Origin of the sequence: Marinobacter sp. CA1 (assembly GCF_020546665.1) — a bacterium.
Taxonomy (GTDB): Bacteria; Pseudomonadota; Gammaproteobacteria; order Pseudomonadales; family Oleiphilaceae; genus Marinobacter; species Marinobacter xestospongiae.
In genome coordinates, this window is the sequence record NZ_CP071785.1 from 4,180,085 (window position 1) to 4,201,568 (window position 21,484).

Here is a 21,484-nt window from a genome sequence, read left to right on the forward strand (position 1 = left end):
CGGCGCTCCTGTCGTCAGGGCTGCCGCCAGCTCAGACCGCCCTTCAGCGGGCGGTAACGTTGGCGCCGTAGGTGTTGTAGGTACGACCAGGGGATGGCTGGATGGAGTAGGTATTGCCATTCACCTGCCCGGGAATCACCCGCGGGTTGCTGAAGCGAATCTCCACCGGAATCTCCGAACGCCCCAGATCGGTCCGATTGTCCGATGGCTGCAGCGCCAGCGGGTCCAGATAGAAATCCTCTTCGGTTTCCGCCACCGGCACACCGGCCGCCGGAGCCTCCAGCCCGCCCTCAATGATGGTGTTGGCCAGCGACTCCTCTTCCAGTGACTGGAACGGAATCGTGTCCATGGTAGACCGCTCCCGGTAACCGAAAGGGTCTTCGGATTCCTGGGCGGCGTCCTGAGCGTAGGTGCCGGCTGAATACAGCCCCGCCAGCGTGAACAGGACCAACACGGTTGATCGGTTCATGCTTTCCATCTCTTTGTTTTCCTTGTTTTCTTCGCAGCTTTCGTGACTGCTGGCTTTGGCGACGGTTAACGCTACCCCTTGCACGGTCGCACCGGCAACCATGGGTGTGATACCCCAAGTGTGGAGGCCAGTAGCCAGCGTCTCGTAGTGACGACTAGTGACAATTTTTGAACAGTTTATCGGCAATTAAAGCAACCCGATGGAGAGTTCGCCAATTCTGTGACCCCATTCACGGGTCCGATCAGGCCAAAATTTCACCAATCGTTGCATTGCCCCTGAAATCCACAGGGTCTTACGGTCATCCATCGCTCTGATACACTCGCCCACACAGACAGTCACCAACGACGACTCACACCATGCGCGCAAAACTCATTACCCGTGATGGCTTTGAAGCCCTGAAAAAAGAGCTGGATTACCTCTGGCGCGAGCATCGTCCCGAGATCACCCGCAAGGTGCAGTGGGCGGCCAGCCTGGGCGATCGCAGCGAAAACGCCGATTACCAGTACAACAAGAAGCTGCTGCGACAGATCGACCGCCGGGTGCGCTACCTGCGACGGGTTCTGGCGGAGCTGACAGTCGTGGATGCCGCCCCGGAGCAGGAGGGCCAGGTGTTCTTCGGCGCCTGGGTGGAGATTGAAAACGAAGAGGGCGAGACCAAGCGTTTCCGCATTGTTGGTTATGATGAGATCTTCGATCGCAAGGACTACATTTCCATCGACACACCGATGGCCCGGGCGTTACTGAAAAAACGGGTGGACGACGAGGTCGAGGTGAATACTCCCCAGGGCCCGGCCTACTGGGTCATCAACGCCATTGAGTACGAACACTATAAAAAAGCCCCGTAAGGACGGGGCGAAGGCTAGCGCTGTGCTGGAGGGTCAATGCGCCCATCTGCGGAAGGGCACATGCCTGAGCCTTGCGGAGACTCCAAGGAGCCTCTGACTCACTCCGAATCATCTCTGGCTTTCAGAGCGGTTCACACTCAAGGCGCGACGATGCAGACAGGCTGGCCGCCTTTCAAAGCGTCGCAACGCCGGGTGTGGATCGCTCTGAAAGCCCCGAAGGGCGCGCTCTGAGGACTGCATCTGCGGCGTTGCGGCCCTTGCCAAGGGCTACGGCCATTGGCTGCGAACCGCGCCTTGCAGCTACAGCCCTCAGAGCGTGCAGAGACGGTTCGGAGTGAGCCAGAGGCTCCTAACTACACCTTCTACTGTACGGATTGACAATTACTGCAGGGTGGCCAGGCCATTACGTTTCCGACAGACCGAAATTAGGTTGTGCATCCTAAAAATAGCCAGTAGGTTTGGCCACAATCCTTATTAGCCACGTTTCGGAAGATTGCCATGAACACCAAGCAACTGCTCGACACCGCACTCACCGGCCTGGATCACCTGGGCTATCAGTTGGACCAACTGGGCATCACCGGTAAGGTCAACCGCCACAACCTGGCGGCGTTTGTCATGAACGAACAGAAACACCTGGAAGGCGAGTGGGACAGCATTCAGGCCCGCATTGACCGTCGCCGGTCGCAGCTGGAAGGCCTGCGCCATCAGGTGGAAACCCGTGCGGAATCGGTGATCGGGCCACTGCGCTCGCGCCTGGACGAACTACGGGGCAGCCTGCGCGGCTAAAAGCCCGGCCGCCGACGCGACCCAAGCAGCCTCTGCTTAACTACTCTTGCTTAACTACTCTGCGGAGGAGAGTTCGGTCGCGTCGGCAGTGGTCTCGTCGTTATCGCCTTTGCCCTGGCCCGCTTTCTGGCGCCGGTTCTGTTTGCGGTAGGCCGGCAACTGGATAGTGACGGTCAGCCCCGGACGCTCTTCGCCTGGATGGCTGTCGCTGAGCAGAATCTGGCCCTGATGGATCTCCGCCACCGCACTCACCAGACTCAGCCCCAACCCATTGCCAGGCAATGACCGGCTCTTGCCCACCCGGTAAAAGCGCTGGAACACGTTCTTCTTCTCGTCATCGGGAATACCGATGCCGCTGTCACTGACCTCAAACACCACGTAGTCCCGGTCCCGGTACACCGACACCCGAATACCACCCTGCTCCGGCGTATACTTGATGGCGTTGTCGATCAGGTTGCTGACCATCTGGAACAGCAGGTCCCGGTCGCCATCGATCATCGCCTCGTTATCCAGGGACTGCTGGAAATCCTGCTGCTTGTCTTCCGCCACCGCCTCGTAAAGCTCACAGGCATCGGTAACCAGCAACCCCAGCGACACCGGTTTCATGTCGGCGGTATTGCCACGGGTCTCGAGGCGGGCAATGCGCAGCAGCGCGTTGAACGTCGACAGCAACTGATCCGCTTCCGCCACCGCCCGGCCGGCCTGTTCCCGGGCCTCGTCGTTGTCCACCGCCATCAGGGTGGTCTCCAGCTGGTTACGCAGACGGGTCAGCGGGGTTCGCAGATCGTGGGCGATGCTGTCGGAGACATGCCGAATACCTTCCATCAGGTACACGATGCGATCCAACATCTGGTTGAGGTTTTCCGCCAACTGATCAAAGTCGTCGTCGGTGCCCCGGGTGGGTATTCGCTGGGACAGGTGACCGTTCATGATCTTGCGGGAGGTGTTGTTGATCACCTCAATCCGGCGCGTGGTGCTGCGACTGATCATGAAACCGCCGAGCAGCGCCAGGGCCAGGGTAATCCCCATCCCCCAGTTGATCGCCGTTTCGATCACCCGTTTGAGTGCGGACAGGTCGTCCACGTCCCGACCCACCAGCAGCCGCAACCCGCCCTGGACCTCAAAGATTCGGGCACGAGCCAGCCTTGGCGGACCCTGCCAGCCAACCGAACCATTGAGGGTGAAATTGATCCAGCCGCTCTGCGACTGGCTACCTTCCGGCCAGGTGGCGAGGTTGCCGGCCAGCTTCATGTAATCTTCGGTGGTCACGAGGTAGAGGGACTTGCCGTTGGGGTCCCGTGCCACCCGCTCCCGAATGATGGTGATCAGGCCGTTGATGCCGCGACCGCGGTACTGCTCCGCCAGACCGGCGATTTCCGCTTCAATGGTCTCGTCGGTCTGGGCGGCCATAAATCCCGCCGTACGCCAGTAGATGAACGCCAACAACAGAAAGACTGATGTGGCGAACACCACCATGTACAGCAGGGCGAGCTGAAAGGTGGATGTGCGGAGCTGACTAAGCAGTTTCACGAAGCATGTATCCGGCACCCCGGACAGTCTGCAACAGCGGAGTGTCGAATTCCTTGTCTATCTTGGCCCGCAGGCGACTGATGTGAACGTCGATGACATTGGTCTGGGGATCAAAATGATAGTCCCAGACTTTTTCCAGCAGCATGGTGCGGGTCACCACCTGGCCGGCGTTGCGCATCAGATACTCCAGCAGCCGAAACTCCCGCGGCTGGACATCGATGTTCTGGCCGGCCCGCTTCACCGTCCGCGCCAGCAGGTCCATTTCCAGATCCGCCACCCGCAGCACGGTTTCAGTCTCGGCGGCCTGGCGGTTACGCCGTACCAGGGACTCGATCCGGGCCAGCAGCTCGGTGAACGAGAAGGGCTTGGTGAGGTAATCGTCACCGCCACCACGCAGGCCTTCGACTCGGTCATCCACATCGCCCAGGGCACTGAGGATCAGCACCGGAACCTGGTTACCGGTGGCGCGAACCGTCTTGATGATCGACAGACCATCCATCCCCGGCAGCATGCGGTCGACGATCATGATGTCATAGTCTTCGCTGGCCGCCATCATCATGCCTTCCTTGCCATCCGCCGCGTGGTCCACCACGAAGTCTGACTCTTTCAGTCCCTTGATCAGATAGCTTGCGACGTCCTGATCGTCTTCAATTACCAGCGCTTTCACTCAAAAGCCTCCAGGTTCTTGGAAAATCATAAAAACAGGTTACGGTCTTGCCTCAATGACAACCAGTTACGATCTTGTAAGAGGGTGTCGCCATTGGCGACGGTCACAGCCCGCTTAATTCCGGGCCCGGGCCAGCCAGGCCAGGGACTCCTCAGTACGCCCAGACGGGCGGTATTCGGCGCTGACCCAGCCGGTATAGCCCATCCGGTCTAGGGCCCGGAAGATCGCCGGGAAGTGGATCTCCCCGGTGCCCGGCTGGTGCCGTCCGGGGTTGTCGGCGAACTGGATATGCCCCACCTGCGGCAGGCAGCGTTCCAGCGTGCGGATCAGGTCCCCCTCCATAATCTGCATATGGTAGAGGTCGTATTGCAGCTTCAGGTTGTCGGAAGCCACCTCAGCGATCAGCCGCAGCGCCCGCGCCGAAGTGTCCAGCACAAAACCGGGCATGTCGACCCGGGAGTTGATGGCCTCCACGCACAGCGTGATGCCTTCCCGCGCCAGCTGCTGATTGGCCCAGTCGACGTTGCGCACCAGGGTGTCCCACACTTCCGCTTCCGCCACCCCGACCGGCGCCAGGCCCGCCAGACAGTTTACCCGCTCGCAGCCAAGCGCCTGGGCGTAACCGATCGCCTGCTCGACACCGCGACGGAACTCATCCACCCGCCCCGGCAGGCAGGCAATGCCGCGCTCCCCGGCGTCCCAGTCACCGGGCGGCAGGTTGAACAGCGCCTGGGTCAGCCCCTGATCGTGGAGCCATTGGCGCAGCTGCTGCCGGCGCCAGGGGTAAGGAAACAGGAATTCGACTCCCTCGAACCCGGCCTGGCGGGCGGCGGCAAAGCGCTCAGGAAACGGCACTTCGTTGAACAGCAGGGTGAGGTTGGCAGCAAAACGGGGCATCTCGTTACTCCCTTGATCCAGAACCGGACCAGGCAGGACCGGGGCCAACGGCTCCTAGGCGAGAGCCGTTGAGGTGTTCCAGCTCCAGCAGCAGGCCACTGTGATCCACTTCGCTGTGGCCATTGGCCAGCAGCGACTGGTAACTGTTGTGCACTTGCTGTGCCAGCGGCAGGGTCAGTCCCTGGGCCCGGGCCTCGTCGAGGATCATCCGCAGGTCCTTGAGCTGGATACGCGCTGGCGCCCCGGGCTCAAAGTCGCGCTCAATCATCCGCAAGCCATGCTGATCCAGTATCCGGCTGTGGGCGAAACCGCCCAGCAGCGCCTGGCGCACGGCCGCGGGATCGGCTCCGCCACCGGCGGCCAGCAACAAAGCCTCGGACACCGCACCGATGGTAATGCCAACAATCGCCTGATTCGCCAGCTTCGCCAGCTGCCCGGCCCCGACCGGACCAATGTGGGTCACCGAACCCAGTGCCGAAAGCACTGCTGAGGCCTCCGCCAGCACCGCGGCCTCGCCACCGGCCATAATGCTGAGCTCGCCAGCCTCCGCACCCCGGGTTCCCCCGGACACCGGCGCGTCCAGATAACGAATGCCCCTCTCCTGCAGGCGAGCGCCATGGTCCCGGGCCTGGGCCGGGGCAATGGAACTCATATCAATCACCAGGGCGCCCGGCGCCAACGCCGCCAACACGTCCGGCGCCAACAGCACCGCCTCCACCACATCGCCGTTCTCCAGCATGGTCACCACCACATCCGCGCCAGCCACCGCCTCAGCAGGCGTGGCAGCGATGTGCGCCGCTTCCGCGAAGGGCTCACACTTGCTGACTGTGCGGTTCCACAATCGCATGGCGAACCCCGCCGCCAGCAGGTTGCGGGTCATCGGCGCCCCCATCAGGCCAATGCCGAGAAAAGCAACGGTGGGTTGTGTCATGACGGGAAACTCCGGGCGGCGGTGAATGGCAGATACAAAAACGCCACCGGGTCGCAAAACCCGGTGGCGCTGGTAACAACGGTGTGAGCGGCGCCCCCGATCAGGCGGCTTCGCTCATCTGCACGCGAATTTTCTTCATCGCGTTTTTCTCCAGCTGGCGGATACGCTCGGCGGACACGCCGTACTTCGCCGCCAGCTCATGGAGCGTGGACTTGCTGTCCGACAGCCAGCGTTCCCGCAGGATGTCCTGGCTGCGTTCATCCAGGGACTCCAGCGCGTGCATCAGGCGGCTGTTGGAGTCCTCGGTCCAGTCAGACTGTTCCAGCAGGGTGGCCGGGTCAGCGCGACGATCCTCCAGATAGTAGGCCGGAGCCTGATAGCTGCTGTCGTCGTCATCGTCCATAGGGCCATCGAAGGAGGTGTCCTGAGAGGCCAGACGCCCTTCCATTTCCCTCACGACATGGGGTTCAACTCCGAGATCGCTGGCCACAGCCTGCAGCTCGTCGTGGTTGAGCCAGGCCAGACGCTTCTTCTGGCTGCGCAGGTTAAAGAACAGCTTGCGCTGGGCCTTGGTGGTCGCCACCTTGACGATGCGCCAGTTGCGCAGGATGTATTCGTGGATCTCGGCCTTGATCCAGTGCACGGCAAACGACACCAGCCGAACACCGTATTCGGGGTTGAAGCGCTTAACCGCCTTCATCAGCCCGACGTTGCCTTCCTGGATCAGGTCGGCCTGCGGCAGACCGTAGCCGGAATAGCTGCGGGCGATGTGAATGACAAAACGCAGATGTGACAGCACCAGCTGCCGGGCAGCATCGACATCACCGTCAAAATGCAGGCGTTCGGCAAGGTCGCGCTCTTCATCGACTGTAAGCACCGGAATCCGGCTCGCGGCCTGGATATAGGCGTCGAGATTGACTCCCGGAACCAGTTTGTCAGCCAACTGTAAACTTGTACCCATGCTTGCCCTCCTACTTAGGGACTTGCAAATATAGCAACTAATGTTTTGACCGCCAAGAGCGCTCAAAGTTCCCTTTACGCCAACATTAACCGTTTATAAACAAACTGTTAGATATTCCAGGGACATCAGCGACGATTTGAAACTACTGTGACAGCGCCGATTCCGACATACGGTGTTTCCACAACACCGGTTCGACCATTGTCCATCAACCAGTCACCCCCGCCGGTATCTTTGGACCGGATTTCAGGCACTTGCCGGTAGTCGCCCTTACCCGGCGCAGGCCATGCTCAGCCGGCACCGGAGGGCATACCCGGCTCAATGGCATCGAGATGGCGCTTGACCGCCACCCAGGCCCCCAACCAGCCCAGCACCATGGCCACCAACAACAACCCCAGGGCGCCTTCGAAGGATAGACCGGTCAGCTCAAAATTGCTGCGATACAATCCGGCCAGCCGCTCAATCGGGCCACTGAGCCACCACAGCGACAACTGCAGCAGCACCCAGGCCACCAGGCCACCGCCCAGCCCAAACCAGACGCCAGTGTACAGAAACGGCCGGCGAACAAAGGCATCGGTCCCCCCCACCAGCTTGGCCACCAGGATTTCATCACGCCGATTCTCAATGGCGAGACGAATTGTGTTGCCAATCACCAGCACTACGGCCGCGCCCAACAGCATCGCCAGCACCCAGACACCCCGGGCCAGCAGTTCCGTCATCCCATTGAGCCGCTGTAGCCAGCCCAGATCCACCTGTACCTGGGCGACCCCTGCCAGCGCTTTCAGCTCCGCCGCCAAGCGCTCCACCCCGGCGGCCGTACGGTCGCTTTCCGGTGGCGTCACCAGTAGCGTGTGCGGCAACGGGTTGGTATCGAGGTAATCCAGGGCGTCGCTGAGACCTGAGCTGTCGCGGAACTCCGCCAGCGCCTGCTCCCGGCCTATCAGCTCGACGTCGTCGACATCACCGCGACTGCCCACTTCCAGTTGCAGTTGCTCAGCCTGGGCCAGGGACAAGCCGTCCTCCAGGTAGGCGGTCAGCCGCGCACTGCTCTCCCAGCCGGCACTGACCCCCTGCAGGCTACCCAGCAGCAGTAACAACCCCACCGGCAGCGCCAGCGCTACGCCCATCACCAGCCAGGTCATCAGGCTGGCCACCGGGGTCCGCAGCAGGCGCCGGGCACTGTCCGAGGCCACCTTACGGTGATGGGCAAAGTAACTTTCCGCCGCCGAGCGGCTTTCGCTGCGGGCACGGGCGGCACCGCGACCGCGTTCGGGACGGCTACGACGGGGTTCAGTGGCCATCGGCAGACTCCATGGCCGCGTCCGAGGTGACCAGCCGTCCCTGCTCCAGAGTCAGGGTGCGGCGTCCCATGGCATCGATCAGGGCGATGTCGTGACTGGCAATCAGCACCGTTACCCCAACCTGACTGAACTGTTCGAACAGGTGCATGATGTCGGCCGAGAGCTCGGGGTCCAGGTTACCGGTGGGCTCATCCGCCAACAGCAACGGCGGCTTGTTCACCACCGCCCGGGCAATGCCCACCCGCTGTTGCTCACCACCGGACAGCTGCATCGGGTTCATCCGTTCCTTGTTGAGCAGGCCCACCTTGTCCAGTGCCGCCCGCACCCGCCGACCGATATCCCCGGCCGGCACGCCCATCACTTCCAGCGGCATGGCGACGTTGTCGAACACGGTGCGGTCGAACAGCAGCTGGTGATTCTGGAACACCACACCGATGTGACGGCGGATGTAGGGCACCTGGCGCCGGGGCAGGGTGTTGAGAACCTGACCGCCCACCACCACCTGGCCGGCGGACGGCCGCTCCATCAGCATGATCAGCTTGAGCAGGGTGCTCTTGCCGGCACCGGAATGGCCCGTGAGAAAGGCCAGCTCGCCCCGGGACAGGTGAAAGTTCACCTGTTTCAGGGCCGTATGGTCGCTGTCGTAGCGTTTACTGACCTGCTGAAACTCGATCATGGCTTCGGACTACCCAGTCAGTGACAGGAGACGACGGTCGTGGCGAATTACTCTTCGAACAACGCGTCGACAAAGGTTTCCGCATCGAAGCTGCGCAGGTCATCCACCTGCTCACCCACCCCGATGTAACGGATCGGCAACTGCAGCTGACGGGCAATGGCAAAGACGATGCCGCCCTTGGCGGTGCCATCCAGCTTGGTCAGGGTAACACCGCTGACTCCCACCGCCTGCTGGAACACTGTCGCCTGGCTGAGGGCGTTCTGGCCGGTTCCGGCATCCAGCACCAGCATCACCTCGTGGGGCGCACTGTCGTCCAGCTTCTTCATGACGCGAACCACTTTTTCCAGCTCGCTCATCAGGTTGTCCTTGTTCTGCAGACGTCCGGCGGTGTCGGCAATCACCACGTCGACACCCCGGGACTGGGCTGACTGCACGGCATCGTAGATCACCGACGCACTGTCCGCCCCGGTGTGCTGGGCCACCACCGGCACCTGGTTGCGCTCGCCCCAGACCTGCAGCTGCTCCACCGCCGCGGCCCGGAAGGTATCCCCCGCCGCCAGCAGGACCGACTTGCCGTCACGCTGGAAATGCTTGGCCAGCTTGCCGATGGTGGTGGTTTTGCCCACCCCGTTCACCCCAACCATCAGGATGACGTACGGCTTCTTGCCGGCGTCCACTTGCAGTGGCTTGGTCACATCCGCCAGCAGGCCGTGGAGCTGCTCCCGCAGGGCACTGCGCAGGGCCGCACCGTCCTTGAGCTGGTTGCGCTCAAGCTTGTCGGTAAGAGTCTCAATGATCTCGGAGGTGGCGGTCACCCCGACATCCGCCATCAGCAGCGTGGTTTCAATTTCTTCCAGCAGATCCTCGTCGATCTGCTTGCCCACCGAAAACAGGTCGGCCAGACCGGACGTCAGGTTGGCGCGGGTCTTGCCCAGCCCCTTACGAAGTCGCTCAAAAACGCTGAGCTGCGGCTCTGGCTCTGGCTCTGGCTCTGGCTCTGGCTCTGGCTCTGGCTCTGGCTCTGGCTCTGGCTCTGGCTCTGGCTCTGGCTCTGGCTCTGGCTCTGGAGCAGGCTCCGGCACCGTTTCCGGGGTGACAACGTCAGGCGCCGCGGCGGGCTCGGCCGGTGTGGCAGCAGGCGCTTCAGCCGCCGGGGCCTGATCCCGTGCGGCTGCTGTTGGCAACGGCTGTGGCGCGGCGCCCGCTGTGGCCTCCGGCTTGCGCTGGGGTACCGGCTCCGGGCGGGGCACCCGTCGGCGGTTCGCCGCCAGATCGCCAACGAACAACAACACAAGGAGGGCCAACAGGCCGATTGAAATCCACTCTGCCGTCATAGTCTTACCATCAGTCTGGAATGGGCGGGAACGTCCCGGGTCGCCGGGCGCCCCAAAAGGAAAGCGACCATTCTAGCGGCAGGGGCTGGCGGCGTCCAAACCCGCCCTTTGGTGGCCTGCCGCTTTCGGCTACCATAGGCGCCGACGCTTACACCACGGAACCGCCATGCCCCGCAAACGCCCCGCCAAACAACCATCCCGCGCCAGCAGCGGGGAACTGCGCATCATCGGCGGCGACTGGCGCAGCCGCAAGCTGCGGTTCCCGGATGCCGGCGGGGTGCGTCCCACGCCGGCCCGCACCCGAGAGACCCTGTTCAACTGGCTGTCGTTTCACCTGGCGGGCAGCCGTTGCCTGGACCTGTTTGCCGGCAGCGGCGTTCTGGGGCTGGAGGCGCTGTCCCGGGGGGCCGCCGAGGTCACCTTCGTGGACCACACCAGCGCCCTCACCCAGGCTTTGCGGGATAACCTGCGCCTGCTCGAGTGCCGCCGTGGCCGGGTGGAAACCCAGTCGGTCGAGCGTTTCCTGGCCACGCCACCGGCGCAACCGTTCGACATCGTATTCATGGACCCGCCCTTCCGCCAGAACTGGCTCGACAACCTCTACCCGGCGCTGGCCGGCGACGGCTGGCTGCACACCGGCAGTTGGGTCTATGTTGAGCACGAAAGTGATGGCGCGGTACCTGCAACACCGCCGCATTGGCAGCTACACCGGCAGAAGAGCGCCGGCCAGGTGAGCTACAACCTGTTCCGGGTGGGTGAACGCAACGACGCCCCAAGCGGGGCGTCGTCGGACTAACAGTAAGCGCTTACGCAGCCGGGCGTAAGGAGTAAGCCTTGAGGTGAGTGGCAAACTCCTCCAGGTAGCGGATACCGCTGGCTTCCGCCTCGCGACACCACTCCATCAGGGCCTGCATCTTTTCCTGCGGTTTAACGCCACGGCGACGCCACAGGGCCTGCAGTTCCTGACTCTTGTCGTAGATCTGCCGCAGCACCGGGTTGCTCTCCAGCACCGAATCCAGCTGGGCCTGCTCGCGGGGCTCAATCAGGCTGACCTCCCGTGACAGCAGCTGACGGAGCTTGCGGTAGCGGGGCTTGATCTCGTCTTCCATCAGCGTCCGCTGCTGACGCAACACCGGCTCCATCACCCGCTTGCGGTACTGACGCATGATGTCGAAACGGTTGTTGGCAATCGCCTGCACGGTCTCCACATCCACATCCTGCTTGCCCGGCACGTAGTGCACGATGGGACGCACGCCCTTGGGCTTGGCCAAGCCGAACAACTGGAACAGACGAATGTAGCCCCAGCCGATGTCCACCTCATACCAGCGCCGGGACAGCTTGGCGGAATTGGGGTAGGTGTGGTGGTTGTTGTGCAGCTCTTCGCCACCGATCAACAGCCCCAGCGGGGAAATGTTGCGGGCGTTGTCGGCACACTCGAAGTTGCGGTAACCGATGTAGTGGCCAATACCGTTCACCACGCCAGCGGCCCACACCGGAATCCACATCATCTGTACCGCCCAGATCCAGATCCCGTGAACGCCAAACAGCAGCAGATCAAGAGCCGCCATCAACGCCACACCAAGCATCTTGTGGCGGGTGTAGACATTACGCTCAATCCAGTCTTCCGGCGTCCGCTGACCATAACGCTCCAGGGTTTCCGGGGTAGCAGCCTCGGCGTAGAGTTCGGCACCTTCGAGCAGCACTTTGCGGATACCGCGAACCACCGGGCTGTGGGGATCTTCCTCCGTCTCGCACTTGGCGTGGTGCTTGCGATGGATGGCGGTCCATTCCTTGGTGTTCTGGCCGGTGGTCATCCACAGCCAGAAGCGGAAAAAGTGAGCCAGCGCCGGATGCAGATCCAGGGCGTTATGCGCCGAATGGCGGTGCAGATAGAGCGTGACGCTGACGATGGTGACGTGCGTCAGGGCCAGTGCAACCAGCACCAGTTGCATCACCGACAGGTCAAGGAGACCGTTGTACCACATACCAGAATTCCTCGGGGGGATCACGATGGCGCCGGGCAGCGCCGATTATTGTATTGGGTTTGTTGCCAGGGGCTGTTCTCAGGAGTCAGGCCCGCAAATGGGACAAGTGCCGCTACTGTAGCTTACGGGTGTACGCCAAACAAGCGAGTTGCGTTGTCGGAAAGTTACCTTTTGCATCCATTTTCAACGTCTTTTTACCGCAGCCCGCGGCCCCCGCTCTTCACCCCGCGGCAAGCCAATGACACAACGCCGGAATCCCGCCCAGACAGGCCGTTGACATTCCGTTACCGGCTCCCACAATCAGGGTTCCGATCCACCCAGGAGTACCATCGTGCCGGAACTGCCGGAAGTTGAAACCACCCGCCAGGGCATCGCCCCGTTCTGCGAACAGGCCACCGTTGAGGAGGTCATTGTGCGCAACCCCAGCCTGCGTTGGCCAGTACCGACGGACCTGGCGGAACAGCTGCAACGGCAGCGAATCAACGCCGTTGAACGACGCGCCAAGTACTTGCTGCTTCGGATTGGTGACGGCACCGTGATCGTGCATCTGGGAATGTCCGGCAGCCTGCGGGTGATCACCGACGACAGTCCGCCACAAACCCACGATCATGTCGAACTGCGGCTCGATTCGGGCGTCCGGCTGCGCTACAACGACCCACGCCGGTTCGGCTGCTGGCTGTGGAGCACCGAGCCGGAGAGCCATCCGCTGCTCGCCAGCCTGGGCCCGGAGCCACTGCCCCCCGAGTTCACCGGCCCCTACCTGCGACGCCAGGCCCAGGGTCGCAAGACGCCGGTCAAATCACTGCTGATGGACAACCACGTGGTCGTGGGCGTCGGCAACATCTACGCCAACGAAGCGTTGTACAAGGCCGGCATTCATCCCCAGCGACCGGCCGGCCGTATAAGCCTGGACCGCTATCATCGACTGGCGGCTGCGGTCCGGGAGACACTCAGCGCCGCCATCCTCGCAGGCGGCACCACCCTGCGGGATTTCGTCAACAGTGACGGCAAGCCGGGCTACTTTGCCCAGTCGCTGCTGGTGTACGGCCGCGGCGGTGAACCCTGCCACCACTGCCAGCGGCCATTGAAGGAAATCCGCATGAACCAGCGCACCACCGTCTACTGTCCGCGCTGTCAGCGTTGAGCTGTCAGTGATGGCCTGTCAGCGATGGCCAGGGCGGTTGAATTTTCACCAATCTGGACCATAGTTAGGAAATCCGGGCCGCGCCCTTTGCCGTCAGGGCCAATACGGAGCGCGCCGCGTCGAACCCCAAGGAGACCGACCATGACCACCCGGCTTTCCCGATCCCTGCTTGCCGTCGCCACCGCCACCATTCTCAGCCTGTCCGCAACCAGCGGCCACGCCCGCACCGTGGACGAGTCCCCCAGCGCCGCCGCCATGACCGTAGACGCCCTGGTGGCGCGGCCGGTACTGCTGGCCACCACGGTGGTTGGCGCGGCGGTGTATGTGGTGTCGCTGCCGTTCTCGCTGCTGGGCGGCAACGCCAGCGAAGCCGGCGAGGTGCTGGTTCTGGGCCCGGCCAAGGCCACCTTTGTACGCTGCCTCGGCTGTACCCAAAACGGCCGCCTGCAAGAGCCGGTCAACCCGGACGAACGCTAAGGAATCTCCGGTTAGCAATACCGGGCTATCTCCGCGTTTTCCACGGTTGCACCCGCTGCGGTTCTGCGTCAGCCTGAGGGTGAATTCCTCAGGCTGTGATTTCCCATGCTGAACTGGTCAACCCTCGACACCCTGCTGCTGGACATGGACGGTACCCTGCTGGACCTCCATTACGACAACCACTTCTGGCTTGAGCACCTGCCCGCGCGCTACGCCCAGCAATACCAGCTCAGCCCGGACCAGGCCCGGGACCACATCCTGCCGATGATCCAGGCCGAACGAGGGTCGCTAAACTGGTACTGCACCGATTACTGGAGTGAGCGGCTGCAGCTGGACGTCAACGCCCTCAAGGCGGAAGTCGGTGACCGCATTGCCTACCGCCCCCACGTCGAGGAGTTTCTCGAGACCGCCCGCCAAAGTGGACTGCGCACGGTGATCGTCACCAACTGCCACCCCGATCCGCTGGCGCTGAAGCTGAGCCGCACCGGTCTGGACAAGAAGGTGGATCACATCGTCTCCAGCCACCAGCTTGGCAAGCCCAAGGAAGACCCGAGTTTCTGGCGGGACCTGGCCCAGACCACACACTACCAGGCCGACCGCGCCATGATGCTGGACGACAGCTTCCCGGTGCTGGAAAGCGCCAATGCCGCCGGCATCGGCCAGTGTCTCGCCATCCTCGCGCCCGACAGCCGCCAGCCCCATCGGGAGCGACACCCGCACCTGCCAGGCATCCACCACTTCGACGAAGTGCTGCCGGAACTGCGCCGCCAGCGTCAGGGACATGCCGGAAATCCGGCCTGAGCCCCCGTTGCGCCTGCCCATCGGGCTCGGTGCCATCCGGCGACTGATGCCGTTATAATGTGGGCATAGACTCGTCAGGTGGGAGACATGAGCGACAGCAACCAGACCGAATCCCGGGTCCGGCTCGACAAATGGCTGTGGGCAGCCCGGTTCTACAAGACCCGATCCATCGCCAAGGACGCCATTGAAGGCGGCAAGGTGCATTACAACAACCAGCGCTGCAAACCGGGCAAACTGGTGGAAACCGGTGCCCAGGTCACCCTTCGCCAGGGCTGGCAGGAACGCATCGTGATCGTGGACGACATCAGCGATCGCCGGCGCGGCGCCCCTGAGGCCCAGAAGCTCTACCACGAGACCGACGACAGCATCAAACGACGGGAGGACATGGCCTGGCAGCGCAAGACCCTGCAGGCCGCGCAATTGCCACCGGCACGGAGGCCGTCCAAGAAAGACCGTCGCGACATCCAGCGATTCCGGGAACAGAACGGGCTCTGATCCGCCTTCCCCAACGTTCAACCTCGGCTTGGCCGTACCAGGAGACATACCATGGCGTCCCAGGACCAGTTCCAGCGCTTTATCTTTGAACACAGCGAGATCCGGGGAGCCTGGGTCCAGCTCTCCGACAGCTTCCGCGAAGCCGCCAGCCAGGCGCCCTACCCGCCCACCGTGCGGCAACTGCTGGGTGAATCCCTGGTCGCCAGCGTACTGATGAGCAGCACCCTGAAATTCGAGGGCACGCTGTCGCTGCAGGCCCAGGGCGAAGGCCCGCTGAGCACCCTGATGACCGAGTGCAGCCACGATCGCCATGTCCGTGGCCTGGCCCGCTACAGCGCCCCGGCGGCGGCGGAAACCGGCCTCAACGCCCTGTTGGGCGAAGGCCGCATGGCCATCACCATCACTCCACAGCAGGGTCAGCGCTACCAGGGCGTGGTACCGCGGGAACAGGACACCCTGGCCGGCTGCCTGGAGGACTACTTCCAGCGCTCGGAGCAGATCGATACCCGCCTGTTCCTGTTTGCCGATGACCAGCGCAGTGCCGGCCTGCTGCTGCAGCGCCTGCCCGGCAGCAGCCCTGAAGACCAGGAGCTGTGGGAACGCATCAGCCAGCTGGCCGCCACCACCACCAGCGAAGAAATGCTGGAGCTGGACAGTGAAACCATGCTGACCCGGCTGTTCCACGAAGAGGAAGTGCGCATCTTTGACGCCGAGCCGGTCGCCTTCCGCTGCAGCTGCTCCCGTGAACGCACCCTGGAGGCCCTGCGCTCCATCGGCGCCGACGAGTGCTACAGCATCCTCGAAGAACAGGGCAGTATCGATATGGACTGCCAGTTCTGTCACGCCCATTACAGTTACAACCGTAACGACATCGATCACCTGTTTACCGGTCATTCCCTGCACTGACCACGCGTTCCGGACCGGCCTGTGAAATGATTCGCGTTTTCGCAAGCCGGCCCGACCGATTGGCCCGGAGCCCGCGTCTGGCGCGGCTTTCCGGGCAGTCGTTTTTTACTGGCGTCTCTGGCATAATAGCGCGCCTGAATTGACCCGATTGCTCAGAATTCCGTCAACCCCACCCCGGTCTTCCGGGGGCAGGCACAGCGTGCAGACCGGTATTCCGAGTGATCACGAAGACACCCCGAGGGCGAGGTCGAAGTGAGCAACACTTATACTGATCTGAGCGCAGCACGACTGGTCGAGCTGGCACTGGAAAGAGGCGAAGGCCAACTGGCGGCCAATGGTTCACTGGTGGTCAAGACCGGCAAGCGTACTGGCCGTTCTCCCATGGACCGCTTCATTGTTGAGGAGCCCAGCACCGCGGACGCGATCCACTGGGGCCCCATCAACCGCCCGTTCGACGCCGACAAGTTCGACGCCCTCTGGGACCGCGTGGAAGCCTACATCGCCGAGAAGGACCAGTTCCTGTCTCACGTTCACGTCGGCTCCGACCCCGAGCACTACCTGCCGGTTCGCATGACCACCGAAACCGCCTGGCAGAACCTGTTTGGCCGCAACCTGTTCATCCGCCCGGAGAGTTACAACCAGGCCGACAAGCAGGAGTGGCAGATCCTCAACGCCGCCGGCTTCCAGTGTGATCCGGAGCGTGATGGCACCAACAGCGATGGCTGCGTGATCATCAACTTCGCCAAGCGCAAGGTGCTGCTGGCCGGCATGCGCTACGCTGGTGAAATGAAGAAAGCGATGTTCTCGGTACAGAACTTCCTGCTGCCGGAAAAAGACGTACTGCCGATGCACTGCTCCGCCAACGTTGGCGAGAATGGCGAGACCTGCCTGTTCTTCGGCCTGTCCGGCACCGGCAAGACCACCCTGTCCGCCGATCCTGAGCGCTTCCTGATCGGCGACGACGAACACGGCTGGGGCCCGGGCACGGTCTTCAACATCGAAGGCGGCTGCTACGCCAAGTGCATCGACCTGAGCCAGAAGAACGAGCCGATCATCTGGGACGCCATCCGCTTCGGTGCCATCGTCGAGAACGTCACCATCGACGAGGAAACCCGCGAGCCGGATTACACCGACGTCTCCCTGACCGAAAACTCCCGCTGCGCCTACCCGCTGGAACACGTTGAGAAGCGCGTTCTGGAGAACCGTGCCGGCGAGCCGTCCCACATTGTGTTCCTGACCTGCGACATGACCGGCGTGCTGCCGCCCGTGTCCATCCTCAGCAAGGAAGCGGCGGCGTACCACTTCCTCAGCGGCTACACCGCGCTGGTGGGCTCCACCGAGATGGGCTCCTCCTCCAAGCTGAAATCCACCTTCTCCACCTGCTTCGGCGCACCGTTCTTCCCGCGTCCGGCAGGCGTTTACGCCGAGCTGCTGATGAAGCGGATGGACGAGTTCGGCAGCAAGGTGTTCCTGGTCAACACCGGCTGGACCGGCGGCGCCTATGGTACCGGCAAGCGCTTCAGCATCCCCACCACCCGGGCGATCATCAGCGCGATCCAGAACGGCGACCTCGACGACGTCGAGACCGAGCACCTGCCGACCCTGAACCTGGAAGTGCCGACCAGCGTACCGGACGTCGACAGCCAGCTGCTCAACCCGCGCAACACCTGGAGCAGCGCCGACGAGTATGACGCCAAGGCCCAGGAGCTGATCGGCCAGTTTGTCGACAACTTCAAGAAGTTCGACGTCTCCGACGCCATCGTGGCGGCCGGACCGAAGCTCGCCGACTGAGCCAACGGAAAACCGCGGCCACCGGCCGCGGTTTTTTTATCTCCCCATGACCAAAACCCTGATGACCTGGCTGATCCGCCTTGGCCTTGCCACCCTTGTTCTGGTGGTAGCGGTCGCCGTATGGTTCGGCATCCAGTCCTCACGCAACGTCGAGGTTGCCCAGCCGTACTTTGAGCAACGGCTGCCAGCAGTCCTGACCGGTGATCCCGCCGACCTTGCACCGATACTGACAGCGCCTCTGCGAGACCGCCTCGAAAGCACCCAGGGCCAGCCCCTGCGCGATCTACTGACCCGTCTCGGACCGCTGCAGTCCTTCAGCCAACTGCAGTACGTGGGTGGCCACGCCGACATCCCCATCGAGACTCAGCACTTCGACCTGCTGCGATTCTCACTTCTGGGCCAGTTCCGCCACGGCCGCGCCCAATTGGGCATCACCCTGGCTCAGCCGGCCGACCGGGACAGCGCGCCGTTCCAGATCCACCAGTTCGATGTTCAGTCCGAGCTGGCGCCCGGCGGCGATCGCTAGCAACACTCCATACCCCCACCAGGCCACAACGCCAGCTATCTACAATCCCAAACACAAAAAACCCGTTACCAGCGTTCCCACACCAGTAACGGGCCAGGGTGACCAGGGGCCGGCAGTGAGCCTGGGCTAGCGTTCGCGGTACACGAACAGCTCGCCGGAACCGATCTTGTCAGCGATGTCCTTAATCAGTTGGTCTCCGGTATCCGGAATCGCCCAGGGCTTGCCATGGACATGCAGCCATAGCTCCACCATCACATTGTGAAACGGGTCCTGGACTGCATCCACGATGGTGGCCAGGGCCTCCCGGGCATAGGTTACGCTGGGCAGGAAGGCTTCCTGCACCGGATGTCCGGTTTCGTCCAACCGGGGTACCTTGGTGAACACCAGTCTCTGGTTGAGCTCGTCACGCAGGTAGAAGGCATCGTCGAAAAGCATCGGCGGCTATCCTTTTCCGGCAGCGGGCTCAGGCCCGCTGCAAGGCTTCACGAACGGCGCGGTAGAGCGCACCAACGGTCTTGTCGAACACCCAGCGGATAAAGCTGAAGGTCAGCTCCACCACCGCAGTGACCGCCACACGGGCAAACGCCAGCATGTGTCCCAGCAACCCACGGGCCTGGTCCGCCAACTCCCGCGAAGACTGCGCCACCTGCTCAATGGTACGGGCCAGCAGGTCGTAGAAGGTCAACGTTGAGCTGACGGCAGCCTGGGCCAGCACGGCGGTGTAGTAACCGGCGTCCTTCAGCAGGGTGATCAGCGCGGCGGAAATCCGTTCGGACCAGTAGGCGGAGAACGACGCCTCGTGACGACGCTCGTAGTCCAGGCGCACCGGCTGCTTGAGGAAGTCCAGAGAGGCCTGATGCAACCGGCTCCAGTCTGAGGTGTTGGCGGTGTTGCGATAGCCCGGCACCTTGTTCTTGCCCATGCCGTGGGCATCGATGGCAATCCCGGAGCCGTTGTCCAGACGGTACTCAAAACCGTTGGCCGGAGCGTGGATAAACGGCCACAGCGGCACGTTGGGCACCGGATCGGCGCCGTGGGTGCAGCGGTACAGCCGGGCAGCGGCGTGGGTGGTGTGCTGGGCGAAGCCTTCCAGGCCGACCCGGGGCGCACCAAAGGTGTAGATGTTGACCGGCTTGCGGTAACGATCCTTGATCCAGTCAGCCGTCAGTGACGCCAGGGCGCCACCCAGACTGTGACCCACACAATGCACGCCGCGGCTGTCCGTGCCGGTCAGGTGCGGTGACAGCAGGGACTCGAACGCCCCCTTCATGCTTTCGAACGCCTCGTTGAAGCCGGCGTGCACGGTGGAACCGCTGGCGCAGGTGGAGTAACCCACGTTGCCGTTGGTCAGCCAGTCGTGACCGTCCTGGGTACCCCGGATGGCCACCACGTGCTGGCCCTGGAACTGGTTCTTGCCATGCCCCACCAGCGCAAAGCCGGAAGTCTTGGAGAACAGCCCAAAGAAACCACCCGTGGTCCCGGTCACCGGGCCATTGGACAAATCGATATCAAAAGCGGACTTCAGTTCCTGGCTCTTTTTCAGCCCCAGGTTCGGAATACTGCTTGGAGACTGGATCTCATACACAAGATCCGCCAGCTCAGAGGCCAGCCTAGGCGATAATGCTTGCATAACATATCCTTATGATGACGTTTTCCATCGACAGATACTGCCAATAATATGGTCGAACTGCGGGTTATCCGGGATTGGGAAATAGTGATCGATCTCTTCATTCGCTATATCACAATCCAGATTCTTCAACAGATCCGAGATCACCGGTTCTTCGTCAATCCGGTCCGTTGTGTATTGCCATAGGATGTAATATTCGCCTTCATATTTAGCTGCCACCACCTGACGAAGGCGGGCCTCGATCAGAGGCTTACCAGGTGTGTTTGAGCGGGTTGTCCACTCCGGGAATGAGAACCGGCCCTCGGTGTCGGTCTCGACCGTTTCGGCCTCGACCTCGTCGTAGGTGGCCTCACGGATGATTTCCACGCCCGCCAGGGGTTCACCCTGATTGGTGAGGCGCCCTTCCACAGACGGGAAAAGCAACACGTCGTACTTTTTCAGAAAACTGAACATCCCTGCGTATACTCCAGTCGCTGTTGCAGCAGCCAGCACAATGACAAGTGGAATCCAAATGCGTTTAATCAAGACAACACCATCCCGGGGCAGGCTGGCTTTTCATCGGGGGAAGGCAGGCGCAAACATCATCGTTATGCCTGCGCAGGCAGGTATTCAAAACACGCATTGCACATGTTAAGAAAACATACATGTTCCTGATCCCTGAACAAAAAAGCCAATACCTGGCTAAATTCGAATCAAAAGTTATCCAAGCGCCCCGCCACTGTCAATTACCATTCCATGACGGCAAAACAGCAACATCGCTGCAAACGTCGCTCCCATACCAAGGCGGCCTGTATACTCCGGTGTGACGTTTTGTAATCAGCACCGAAAATGTGACACGGTTCCAATCCACAGAAATGCCTCGCCATCGGTTCCGATTCCGCGCTTCCATCCTTAACGGCCCGTCAACAGGCCGACAAAAACGCCATAAAACACCGCGACAACCACCGGCAGCCAGTACCAGTGATACTGTGAACTCCCGGTGCCCGCCAGGTAGCTCACAATAACCCCCGCCGCCGTCAGCACACACAGCCCTGGCAGGGCGTAGATGGCCCCGTTCAACAGCGCCGTCTGCCATGGCTGCAACTCGGTGGTATTGGCAGCGCCGGCGCCCATGAACACACTGAACATGAACAGCATAAAGGCCAGCATCAACTGCCCCAGCGTGCCAAGAATCACCCCCATCAACGACATTGCTCGACCTCCCTGCGGCGCGATCTGGAAAAGGCTGCCACTGTAGCGCCTATTCCCTGCGGTCGCGACCTTCAAACGGTGCGTTACAACGCTTTGTTTGGCGGGGCAATATGTCACCAAAGCCGTCATTGACAGTGTTTCGGGCGG

General features: G+C 62.2%; 24 protein-coding genes. 10 read left to right on the top strand and 14 right to left on the bottom strand.

All coding sequences use genetic code 11. From position 1 onward, the window contains the following. Positions 1 to 43: 43 nt before the first annotated feature. Positions 44 to 469: a hypothetical protein gene (locus J2887_RS19170; protein WP_227172727.1), complete on the bottom strand. Its 426-nt coding sequence runs from the start codon at positions 467 to 469 to the stop codon at positions 44 to 46. A gap of 356 nt (positions 470 to 825) precedes the next feature. Between J2887_RS19170 and greB the strand changes: the two genes are divergently transcribed. Then, positions 826 to 1,314, top strand: a complete 489-nt coding sequence (gene greB / locus J2887_RS19175; RefSeq protein ID WP_227172728.1) for a transcription elongation factor GreB — start codon at positions 826 to 828, stop codon at positions 1,312 to 1,314. Between the two features lie 498 nt (positions 1,315 to 1,812). Then, positions 1,813 to 2,100 (top strand): hypothetical protein, encoded by a 288-nt coding sequence (locus J2887_RS19180; RefSeq protein ID WP_227172729.1) that lies wholly within the window; start codon positions 1,813 to 1,815, stop codon positions 2,098 to 2,100. 54 nt (positions 2,101 to 2,154) lie between these two features. Here the strand turns inward: J2887_RS19180 and J2887_RS19185 are convergent, their stop codons facing one another. The 8 genes from J2887_RS19185 to ftsY all read right to left on the bottom strand — a co-directional run bounded on the left by J2887_RS19185 (position 2,155) and on the right by ftsY (position 10,394). Continuing rightward, positions 2,155 to 3,630, bottom strand: coding sequence for a sensor histidine kinase (locus J2887_RS19185; protein WP_227172730.1), 1,476 nt, complete (start codon positions 3,628 to 3,630; stop codon positions 2,155 to 2,157). After that, positions 3,617 to 4,297, bottom strand: a complete 681-nt coding sequence (locus J2887_RS19190) for a response regulator transcription factor (RefSeq protein WP_227172731.1) — start codon at positions 4,295 to 4,297, stop codon at positions 3,617 to 3,619. Before J2887_RS19190 ends, J2887_RS19185 begins: the two co-directional genes overlap by 14 nt. Before the next feature lie 114 nt (positions 4,298 to 4,411). After that, positions 4,412 to 5,194 carry a hydroxypyruvate isomerase gene (gene hyi / locus J2887_RS19195; RefSeq protein ID WP_227172732.1) on the bottom strand — a complete coding sequence of 261 codons (783 nt, stop codon included), beginning with the start codon at positions 5,192 to 5,194 and terminating at the stop codon, positions 4,412 to 4,414. A gap of 4 nt (positions 5,195 to 5,198) precedes the next feature. Beyond that, positions 5,199 to 6,125, bottom strand: coding sequence for an NAD(P)-dependent oxidoreductase (locus J2887_RS19200; protein ID WP_227172733.1), 927 nt, complete (start codon positions 6,123 to 6,125; stop codon positions 5,199 to 5,201). A gap of 100 nt (positions 6,126 to 6,225) precedes the next feature. Further along, positions 6,226 to 7,086 (bottom strand): RNA polymerase sigma factor RpoH, encoded by an 861-nt coding sequence (rpoH, locus tag J2887_RS19205; RefSeq protein ID WP_227172734.1) that lies wholly within the window; start codon positions 7,084 to 7,086, stop codon positions 6,226 to 6,228. A gap of 287 nt (positions 7,087 to 7,373) precedes the next feature. Beyond that, the gene (gene ftsX / locus J2887_RS19210) at positions 7,374 to 8,384 is read right to left on the bottom strand and encodes a permease-like cell division protein FtsX (protein ID WP_227172735.1); all 1,011 of its coding nucleotides are present in this window, start codon (positions 8,382 to 8,384) and stop codon (positions 7,374 to 7,376) included. Continuing rightward, positions 8,374 to 9,060 carry a cell division ATP-binding protein FtsE gene (gene ftsE / locus J2887_RS19215; protein WP_227172736.1) on the bottom strand — a complete coding sequence of 229 codons (687 nt, stop codon included), beginning with the start codon at positions 9,058 to 9,060 and terminating at the stop codon, positions 8,374 to 8,376. The genes ftsX and ftsE overlap by 11 nt, the downstream gene beginning before the upstream one ends. Positions 9,061 to 9,107: 47 nt before the next feature. Further along, positions 9,108 to 10,394 (bottom strand): signal recognition particle-docking protein FtsY, encoded by a 1,287-nt coding sequence (ftsY, locus tag J2887_RS19220; RefSeq protein WP_227172737.1) that lies wholly within the window; start codon positions 10,392 to 10,394, stop codon positions 9,108 to 9,110. Positions 10,395 to 10,560: 166 nt separating this feature from the next. On the opposite strand from ftsY, the gene rsmD reads away from it, so the two are divergent. Beyond that, complete coding sequence (rsmD, locus tag J2887_RS19225) at positions 10,561 to 11,190, top strand: 16S rRNA (guanine(966)-N(2))-methyltransferase RsmD (RefSeq protein ID WP_227172738.1); 630 nt, start codon at positions 10,561 to 10,563, stop codon at positions 11,188 to 11,190. Between the two features lie 10 nt (positions 11,191 to 11,200). Here rsmD and J2887_RS19230 read toward each other — a convergent pair whose 3' ends face one another. After that, positions 11,201 to 12,379: a fatty acid desaturase gene (locus J2887_RS19230; RefSeq protein WP_227172739.1), complete on the bottom strand. Its 1,179-nt coding sequence runs from the start codon at positions 12,377 to 12,379 to the stop codon at positions 11,201 to 11,203. Between the two features lie 331 nt (positions 12,380 to 12,710). Here J2887_RS19230 and mutM point away from each other — a divergent pair, with 331 nt between their 5' ends. The 7 genes from mutM to J2887_RS19265 all read left to right on the top strand — a co-directional run bounded on the left by mutM (position 12,711) and on the right by J2887_RS19265 (position 18,519). Beyond that, the gene (gene mutM / locus J2887_RS19235; RefSeq protein WP_227172740.1) at positions 12,711 to 13,523 is read left to right on the top strand and encodes a bifunctional DNA-formamidopyrimidine glycosylase/DNA-(apurinic or apyrimidinic site) lyase; all 813 of its coding nucleotides are present in this window, start codon (positions 12,711 to 12,713) and stop codon (positions 13,521 to 13,523) included. A 141-nt stretch (positions 13,524 to 13,664) separates the two neighbouring features. Further along, positions 13,665 to 14,000: a hypothetical protein gene (locus J2887_RS19240; protein WP_227172741.1), complete on the top strand. Its 336-nt coding sequence runs from the start codon at positions 13,665 to 13,667 to the stop codon at positions 13,998 to 14,000. Between the two features lie 105 nt (positions 14,001 to 14,105). Then, entirely contained in the window at positions 14,106 to 14,801 is a 696-nt protein-coding gene (gene yrfG, locus J2887_RS19245; protein WP_227172742.1) for a GMP/IMP nucleotidase, read from the top strand. Between the two features lie 87 nt (positions 14,802 to 14,888). Further along, complete coding sequence (hslR, locus tag J2887_RS19250) at positions 14,889 to 15,296, top strand: ribosome-associated heat shock protein Hsp15 (RefSeq protein ID WP_227172743.1); 408 nt, start codon at positions 14,889 to 14,891, stop codon at positions 15,294 to 15,296. A 51-nt stretch (positions 15,297 to 15,347) separates the two neighbouring features. Beyond that, complete coding sequence (gene hslO, locus J2887_RS19255; protein ID WP_227172744.1) at positions 15,348 to 16,202, top strand: Hsp33 family molecular chaperone HslO; 855 nt, start codon at positions 15,348 to 15,350, stop codon at positions 16,200 to 16,202. Between the two features lie 252 nt (positions 16,203 to 16,454). Further along, positions 16,455 to 17,993, top strand: a complete 1,539-nt coding sequence (locus tag J2887_RS19260) for a phosphoenolpyruvate carboxykinase (protein WP_227172745.1) — start codon at positions 16,455 to 16,457, stop codon at positions 17,991 to 17,993. A gap of 46 nt (positions 17,994 to 18,039) precedes the next feature. Continuing rightward, positions 18,040 to 18,519 carry a hypothetical protein gene (locus J2887_RS19265; RefSeq protein WP_227172746.1) on the top strand — a complete coding sequence of 160 codons (480 nt, stop codon included), beginning with the start codon at positions 18,040 to 18,042 and terminating at the stop codon, positions 18,517 to 18,519. A 126-nt stretch (positions 18,520 to 18,645) separates the two neighbouring features. Here J2887_RS19265 and J2887_RS19270 read toward each other — a convergent pair whose 3' ends face one another. From J2887_RS19270 to J2887_RS19285, 4 genes are all read right to left on the bottom strand, one after another. After that, positions 18,646 to 18,954 carry a hypothetical protein gene (locus J2887_RS19270; RefSeq protein ID WP_227172747.1) on the bottom strand — a complete coding sequence of 103 codons (309 nt, stop codon included), beginning with the start codon at positions 18,952 to 18,954 and terminating at the stop codon, positions 18,646 to 18,648. Between the two features lie 28 nt (positions 18,955 to 18,982). Further along, a complete protein-coding gene (locus J2887_RS19275) occupies positions 18,983 to 20,149 on the bottom strand; it encodes a lipase family protein (protein WP_227172748.1) in 1,167 nt (388 codons plus the stop codon). Between the two features lie 9 nt (positions 20,150 to 20,158). Next, the gene (locus J2887_RS19280; RefSeq protein WP_227172749.1) at positions 20,159 to 20,671 is read right to left on the bottom strand and encodes a carboxypeptidase-like regulatory domain-containing protein; all 513 of its coding nucleotides are present in this window, start codon (positions 20,669 to 20,671) and stop codon (positions 20,159 to 20,161) included. Between the two features lie 366 nt (positions 20,672 to 21,037). Further along, positions 21,038 to 21,337 (bottom strand): hypothetical protein, encoded by a 300-nt coding sequence (locus tag J2887_RS19285; protein WP_227172750.1) that lies wholly within the window; start codon positions 21,335 to 21,337, stop codon positions 21,038 to 21,040. Positions 21,338 to 21,484: the final 147 nt, after the last annotated feature.